At 42.2% G+C, this 8,060-nt stretch carries 7 protein-coding genes; 1 reads left to right on the top strand and 6 read right to left on the bottom strand.

Annotation, left to right across the window (positions count from 1 at the left end; genetic code table 11):
- Positions 1-55: 55 nt before the first annotated feature.
- The 6 genes from L2W36_RS25185 to L2W36_RS25160 form a co-directional block, all read right to left on the bottom strand.
- Entirely contained in the window at positions 56-1,294 is a 1,239-nt protein-coding gene (locus tag L2W36_RS25185; RefSeq protein ID WP_236111882.1) for a glycosyltransferase family 2 protein, read from the bottom strand.
- A gap of 123 nt (positions 1,295-1,417) precedes the next feature.
- On the bottom strand, positions 1,418-3,574 hold the full coding sequence (locus L2W36_RS25180) for a glycoside hydrolase family 2 protein (protein ID WP_236111881.1): 2,157 nt from the start codon (positions 3,572-3,574) through the stop codon (positions 1,418-1,420).
- A gap of 9 nt (positions 3,575-3,583) precedes the next feature.
- Positions 3,584-4,036 (bottom strand): ATP-binding protein, encoded by a 453-nt coding sequence (locus L2W36_RS25175; protein WP_031496075.1) that lies wholly within the window; start codon positions 4,034-4,036, stop codon positions 3,584-3,586.
- An 11-nt stretch (positions 4,037-4,047) separates the two neighbouring features.
- Positions 4,048-5,172 carry a sugar phosphate nucleotidyltransferase gene (locus tag L2W36_RS25170; RefSeq protein WP_006070672.1) on the bottom strand — a complete coding sequence of 375 codons (1,125 nt, stop codon included), beginning with the start codon at positions 5,170-5,172 and terminating at the stop codon, positions 4,048-4,050.
- Between the two features lie 35 nt (positions 5,173-5,207).
- Complete coding sequence (locus L2W36_RS25165) at positions 5,208-5,540, bottom strand: STAS domain-containing protein (RefSeq protein ID WP_006070671.1); 333 nt, start codon at positions 5,538-5,540, stop codon at positions 5,208-5,210.
- A 10-nt stretch (positions 5,541-5,550) separates the two neighbouring features.
- Positions 5,551-6,777 (bottom strand): PP2C family protein-serine/threonine phosphatase, encoded by a 1,227-nt coding sequence (locus L2W36_RS25160; RefSeq protein WP_236111880.1) that lies wholly within the window; start codon positions 6,775-6,777, stop codon positions 5,551-5,553.
- A 148-nt stretch (positions 6,778-6,925) separates the two neighbouring features.
- On the opposite strand from L2W36_RS25160, the gene L2W36_RS25155 reads away from it, so the two are divergent.
- The gene (locus L2W36_RS25155; RefSeq protein ID WP_236111879.1) at positions 6,926-7,909 is read left to right on the top strand and encodes a hypothetical protein; all 984 of its coding nucleotides are present in this window, start codon (positions 6,926-6,928) and stop codon (positions 7,907-7,909) included.
- Positions 7,910-8,060: the final 151 nt, after the last annotated feature.

The raw sequence follows: 8,060 nt of genomic DNA, 5'->3' as shown, positions 1-8,060 counted from the left end.
TCAGGAACTGTGAGCCTGTTGGCGAAGTCCACCTAAATCCAGAAAGAGAAGCTGCTTAATAAGCAAGCAAATGATGACAACTACCTTGAAAAACGCCGGAACCACCAGAGTACTTAAAGCGCTGAACCGTCCAAGTTTGCAAGTCTTGCGGTGACAGCATTTTACTTTCTACTCTCGGATGCATTACCGAACGCCAGTTTCGTTCTGTATCTGAATGAAGAACAATCGAAGTGTACAAATCCTCTGATACGTGGAATTTGTATGGTGTAAATTCCGTATCAAACAAAATCTCATTTCTAAGGTTGTCTGAAATCGACTGATCAACCTCTTTTTCCTTAGTCAGTTTTCGTATCTGCTTTTCAACATCTTGCTGCTCTTTGGTGATCTGTTCAGCGTATGCTCTTAGCGCTGCTTCCATTACCGCCTCGCGTCTATGAATCGAGCCTGCACCACAACAAAATGACGCGTTTACCCAGTTGCGACGACGTTGAATAACGTCATAGAACATTTGCGGATCATTGACAAAAGGATCATGGCCAAAGGTCACTGGCCCGTAAAACTTTTCGACTCCTTTGCCAAGAGCGGCGGCAGCTTTACCAAATTTACGCTCCAGCCAGACCGGAAGACGAACTCCTTCTGGTAAATCAAAGAACCATTGTGGTGTCTGTACCCAAGCCACATTTGGGTCTCGGAAATAACCTAGCGTATTCTCTAGAATCGTAGGTAGTGGCCTAGTGTCAGCATCACAGATAACCACGAAATCACCATAAGTCTGTTCCATGGCATTTCTCAGGTTACCGGCTTTGAACCCCACATTTCCCTCGCGAGTGATGTATCCAACATTCATCTCCTCTGCAAGTGCCTTCATCGACTCCCGCTTGCCATCATCAAGAATGAAAATTTTCATCTCGATGTCATGGGGATAAGTAATTCGTTGGGCGTCTTCAATACTCAGTCTGACGAGGTCAGGCTCTTCGTCATAGCTCGGGAAAAAGACATCGACCGCTAACGGCCTGTCCTCGGCGGAGTCTTTAACACATTGATTGATATTTGATGGTGGCTCTTTCTTAGGTTCATCTTTAGTTTTCCATAAGTTAAACGTAAACAATATAGAGCCAATAAATGCACAAGATTCTGCAAAAGCCAATGGAAGTGAAAACCACAATGCATCCATGTTCAGAGCGTAAGTCCAACGCCACCACAGGTACCAAACACCTAACGTTAAATTACACGTCGCTAAATATTGATACAGCAACTCTCTCGGTATACTGTGAGGTACAGGTTCCGGCGGCACTCAATGTTCATACTTTTGAAAATAGTTGTCCATTTGCCTAGCTTCCCTATAGAAAATGAAATTTCCTACTTATTAACACTAATGTGTCGATTTAAAACCACCTATCATTTAACGCTCTGCACATTAGTAATCTCCTTTGGAATAGTGATTACTGGATATCACTTCTCCATCCATTGACTTAATATCAATCACAAACTCTGAACCCACCATATTTAGCGGAACTGAAGCAATGTCAGAAATCGAATTTGAAGCGATGATTACGTCGTTTTGTTCCCAACACAAATTGAGTTCATTGTTATTATCGAAACATTCGAGCGACACGGTTGCTTTTGAAAATTCGCTTCTTGAGTCATTGATTACACTGATATTTAGAATCTTAGACGACTTGTCAATATTTACACTGGCAATCGCTAAAATAGGCTGAAATGACTCTTTAACTGCAAAATAGGCAGGTTTAGGATTTCGTTCTGCATCAAGAATTGCCCAAGTTACGGATTGCCAACTATCCACAAACATAAATTGATATATTGCAGCGATGCCTTTATTTTTTTTCAATCTAAGTTGCTCAGCGGCGTATTTATTCACCTGCCTTTGATATTGCTGTGTATTAGCAATATAGTCATTAAGAGAGCCCCCTACTTCCACCCCTGCAATATTGAGCGTTTCATGATGCTGATAATTATGATACGAGAGCTTCTTAAGCTGTGCTTTATTGAGTGGCCAATTAGACTCCCCATTCAATATTATTTCCACGACATCAACATCAGGGAAAGACTGTGCCCCAAATTCACTGATGATTGGCGGGCCTGCGATTTTATGGTAGTCCTTATAATGACCCGAATACCAGCCAAACCATGGATGCTCATGGGTGTAAGACGCTTCTCTAGCAATACGATGGTCACCCGTTGCCTTTAACGCCTGATAAACGGCTTTAGTAAGTTCCAAATTATGGTCAGGTTGATAACTTGGGTACTTATATTTCATCCACGTCGCATCCCACGGCGGTTCATTGTGAGCGCTCCAAAATGCGATAGAAGGGTGGTTGTATAGCATATCGGTCATATCTCTGGCCTGAGATTCCGCTTCAGCGACCAAACCAATTGAGTCCTCATAACCCCATTGCAATGGGAAGTCTTGCCAAACAATTAGACCGAGCTCATCTGCTTTATCATAAAAACGCTTACCTGCAACATGAGCATGTACTCGAACACTATTGATGTTGGCTTCTCGCATCAACATCAAATCACGTTCATATTCTTCATTCCCCATTTCACCTAGCCACTGACTACCAATGTAATTAGTCCCACGAATAAAATACGGTTGGAAGTTTACGTAGAAATGTTGGTTGTCCTTTGAATATTCAAAATGTCGAAAGCCTATTTTTTCAGAGCGTTGATGAGACAAAATTCTTTCACCTTCGAATACTTCAACATTGAGGTCGTATAAAGTTGGCGTTCCCCAATCATATGGCCACCACAGATCCCTCTTCATACTAGGAATGCTCCAAAGGATGTCCGATTTTCCTTTATTCACCGAACGAGTAAATTCGTAGCGCTCAATCGTCGCTTCAGGTCGATCGGTGTTATGACGTTGCAGTGCGATAACAATGATTGCGTCAGCGGTAATACTGCTATTCAAAGTCAGTTTAAGTTGCCCTGTCGTTTCTCCATCACGACTTATCTCAGGGACAAATTTAAGTGCTTTTATCGCTATTGGACCTGTTCTCTCAAGAGCTACACTTCCCCATATTCCTCCAGAATTGGCTTCTTGTCCTCTATCGGACCAAGCTCCTCCAGGTCGAGTGTCATGGTGATTTAGAACGCCTTTAATCTCTTTTTTGTTGAGAGACCAATCTTCTACTTTCTGGTCATTTTCGCTCGTTACCACCACAGAGAGTTGATTGTCGTTAGATTTGATAACATTTGTGACTTCGTAATCAAAGGGGGCGAAATATCCGCTATGAGGCTTGAAAGGAGTATTGTTGAGTGCAACTCTTGCTTGATAATCGACAGCATCAAACTTGAGCCAGTAACGCTTCGATGAGTCATAATTACTGACATCGAAGTTGGTCTGGTACAAAGCACTACCTGAATACTCTACGCCTGAACTGTACCAATTTGATGGAACTGCGATGCTCGTTTGCTCTGCATTTTCGGAACTGAGCTTTTTGAAATCCCAATAGCCATCCAATGACTGGGTGGCATCAGTGTGAGCTAGTTCGGTAGACGTACAGCCTACCAATAGTATTCCAATACTTAACTTTGCAATCCAACACCACATCCCAGCCACCTATACCACTGCGTCATATGACTTAATTAAATGGAACGTATTGCGGTTGTCATCGAATGTTAGTTCGACTTTATCAACTAAAGCCGCAAGAATAATAAAGCCTCTGCCTGACGTTACCCACGTGTCGGGATCGTCCGCGTCCGGTTCAATAAAATCGGCCTCAAGCGCAGACGCAAAATCATCTTGAGACATTCCTTCTCCGAAATTGGTGATATCAACGGTGATCGTCGAGTCTGTCAACGTACTTACAATTTCTATGACCTCACCCTCACGCTCTTTATAAGCATGCTCAAAAGCATTATTTACCAACTCAACCACGCACAGCTCTAGTTCATCAATAACACTGTTTTTGACCGCTTGTTGAGACCAAAATGCCTTCAAGTCATCGGCAACGTTTCTTGATGTAATAAGTGAGCTTTCGTAAGTGTGAGTAAATACATTGCTATCAACCATGCTTTCTCCCATCACATTTTATTAATCACATCGGCTAAACGATTCAAAGCTGGGTGTGGGCGCAGGTTCGTCCACTGAGTTTTATCCTCAACCTCACCGTCATGTCCTATGCCAAAATCACCAAAGATAGTCTGTTCCTCGACAACAGCATTGGTATGAATTCGCGTATAATCAAACACCAGAGAATGTTTTATTGTCGCATTGGCGTCCACTTGACAGTTTGCGCCAATCAAAGCTGGACCAGTGATGGTCGCACCCTCTTTAATTTGGCATCCACTACCAATCACTACTGGCGGAATAATATTGCATTTTTCAAGATCGACTTGAGTGTTAATCCCGAGCCAAATACCCGCTTTCACTTGCGTGCCCGGTACTCTATAACCTGGAACTTTTCCGCTCAATACGTCCTCGGTAACACCCCAAATATCCTTGATGTTACCGACATCCAACCACTGAAAGTTCATTTCAACAGCGTAAAACGGTACATGTTGCTCTACGAGTTTAGGAAATAACTCACTACCGATATCAAACTCTTGATCGCTAGGAATATAGTCGAAAATAGCGGGTTCAAAGATGTAAATACCTGTATTGGCAAGATTCGACAGCGCATCTTCACGAGCGGGCTTTTCCTGAAAACTTTGCACCAAACCTTTATCGCCCGTTACCACAACACCATATTTTTCGACTTCTTCTTCAAGCACTCGTTTGGTTATAATGGTCGCAATACCTCCGCATTTTTTATGCTTGCGAACCGCCTCTTTCAAATCAAGGTCAATCCACGCATCACCACACACCACGACAAACGTCTCATCAAAGAATCCTGAAAACTCTTGAATGCGTTTCATCCCCCCAGCCGAACCTAGGGCTTTGCTTTCAAACTTGCCGTCCTTAAGCTCTCCCTCACAAGAATAAGAAAGCTGAACATCGAAATGGTGACCATCGCCGAAATAGTCTTCTATCACCTCAGCTAAGTGACTCGTATTAATGACAATCTTAGTAATATTGTGTTGAGCGAATAACTCAATCATTGATTCCATTACGGGTTTGCCCAGTATCGGAATCATAGGTTTAGGTATCTGTTGAGTAATGGGTCTTACTCGAGTTCCCTTACCCGCTGCCAATATCATTCCTTTCATTGCCTGTCCCCTAGCCTAATCATTAGAACTAATACTTAAACCGACGCTGTCATTGCATCCTCGACTGTGTCATAGGTTTTTACTAGCCTATCCATTCGGGTTAACTTCAGTAGATCTCTGACAGGCTGCTTGGCGCCAACAATAGCTATTTGCCTATCTCGAAGAAGCTTATAAACTGCCATTACAGCTCCTAATCCACTGCTATCCATGAAATTTACGTTCGATAGATCAAGCAACAAGTTAGGTTTAATATCGCCCTGAATATCTTCCATAGATTGTCTAAACGTTGGAGCCAACTTTGCGTCAAAACGCGATTCTTGTACTTCCACAACCGTAAATAGGTCGTTGTTCGACACTTCGTAATTCATAGTAATTTTCCTATTGGTTTGGTGCCCATTTACAAACTAACATACTGATATCATCATCAAAAACGTCACTCTTTTGCCACTCTCTCACCTCTGACACAATGGCATTCGGTTTGTTTTCAAAGTCTGTAGCAGCATTGTGTTGTATCCTTTCTTTTAACCTTTCTTCGGTGTAAAACTCACCTTCAAATCTAGCTTCAGTGATGCCATCGGTATAAATCCAAACCTCATCGCTAGGACCAAGCGTCACCGACTTTTGCTTGTAGTCTGCAAAATCAAACATACCGACAACAAAGTTATCCTCTCCAAGAAATTCCGTAGACTGCGTTTCATGCTGATACCACACAATTGGTGGATGACCAGCAATGCAATAATCGAGCTGCCCAGTTGCCTGGTTCAATACGGCATATACCATAGTAAAATAAAGGGGGTTTGAATCATCTTGGCTATATATGTCATTTAGTTTCGCCACTACCTCATCAGTTCGGCGAATTACTTTTCCTGAGGACGATTCCTTATAAACCACTGAGTTTGGACCACTTGCGATAGACAGCGTTTGTTGAACGGAGAAGGACAACAATGCAGAAGATACCCCATGTCCCGACACGTCTAATAAATAGAAACCAATATGCTGCTCGTCGAGTTCGAAATAACCCAAAATATCACCACCAATCTGCGCACTCGGAATTGATGTGTAATTCATCAACACGTTGTTGAATTCAACTTTCGTTGGTAGTAATTGACGAATAAAATCGCCTGCGGCGTCTAAGTCTTGTCGGATGGTGGCATACGCATTATCAAGCGCCTGATTCTTTTTGAGTAATTCGTTATGAAGGTTTAAATTTCTAAAGCCAGCTCGAATACGCGCATCTAGTTCGTCTATAGCCGTATTTTTGGCAACAAAATCATCAGCACCAGCATTAATTCCGCTGACAATCGAGTCATTATCATCTTTAGCAGATAATAAAACGAAGAATATATAGCGATTGTAATCTGTCGATTTTAGAGCTTGGCACAATTGAACCCCATCCATTTTAGGCATAACCCAATCACTCAATACGAATTGAATATGTTCGCTTTTCTGCAATATTTCTAAGGCTTCATAACCATGACTGGCTACAGTGACACTATACCCCTTCTTCTTAAGAAGTGAGCTCATTAGAATCTGCGTGGTTTTATTGTCTTCCACCAATAAAACCTCTTTAGATTCTGCTGCGTCTTTGAACTCTTTTTGTGTCATTTACGAGATTCCGTCTCACTTATGAAGCATTATTTACTAGAATAGAAACTGAGAACGAAAAAACAAAAAAATATTTTGCTTTTCTTTACCTTAGAGCAAGGTTGTATATCTGAAGTTAGGACTACGGCTTGCAAGGACGCAATAATAAATGAAGAAATACGTCATTATTGGCTTATCAACCATCACATTTTCCTCGTTGTGTTTTGGTGATGAATATCTATCAAATACACGCGAGCATGCGCCTGCGCCTATATCCCCAAACCTGACCAATAGTGACAATTCCATCAATAATAAAGATAAAGACAATGAATTAGGCTTAATTTGGCGAGGCGTAGAAAGCTCCTTCGAACTGCCATTTGGTGAACTAAAAGACCGAGAAGGGTTATCGGGGCTAAGTGGTAACTTTTCACTTAACTTGCCATTAATTCAAACCCAAGATGCCAATTTGCCTTCCGGCGTAACAAATGGCCCTTCCAATGTCAATTACACAGCAAATTTATCGTTGAAATATGTATTAATCGGCAACTGGTTTGCCTCTGGCACTCTTTATTACTATTTCGATAAAGATCAGCAACAAACGTGGAACCCAGACTTTACCTATGTTTTTGGTTACAGCGATTGGCGTCCATACACTTTTAGTCTTTTGTATTCCAATTACGGTGGGAATCGTTTTTCACCTGAACCAGGCGGCTCAAGAACCAATTTTGACGAGGGTACAGTATCGCTTGGATGGAAGTTTCCAATTACCGGAAAGCTACTAGAGTGGACTCGAGTTTCCAAAGAGGGGAGCATTGGGTGTCAAGTCGACTACAATTGGACACCCTCTTACTTCGACCTTGCGTCCTCCAGCTACAAGGCTCATCATCGGGCCGCGTCTCTAGGGTGTAAGTACGCTATTTTCGGGAACTGGTACGTTAACGCCACCGCATTCTATTACTTTGATAAGTCCCAACAACAACCCTGGAATCCCGATTATACCTATGGGTTCGGGTATTTCGATTGGCGGCCAGGAACAATTACTTTGCAATATAACAACTACTCCGGTAACCGTTGGAACCCTAGTAACGCGGCTGAAGGCACTGGCCGTTTCCTAGATGGCTCCATCACCATTGCATATTCATTTGCATTTTGAGTCTCTTAACTTTTTCGTGCAAATTGCGTCTCATATTGGCTTCCACGTAAATATCAAAATGACACAGAACATCTTCTAAGAATTTTTATTCTAGTTTTCAGATTGTTATAGCCATGAGCAAATTGGCACATATTCTGCTCTACTCCGATTG

Source organism: Vibrio sp. McD22-P3 (assembly GCF_021568915.1).
Lineage (GTDB): Bacteria > Pseudomonadota > Gammaproteobacteria > Enterobacterales > Vibrionaceae > Vibrio > Vibrio mediterranei.
Note: the sequence above shows the minus strand (reverse complement) of the source record. Positions and strands in the feature narration are given on the sequence as shown.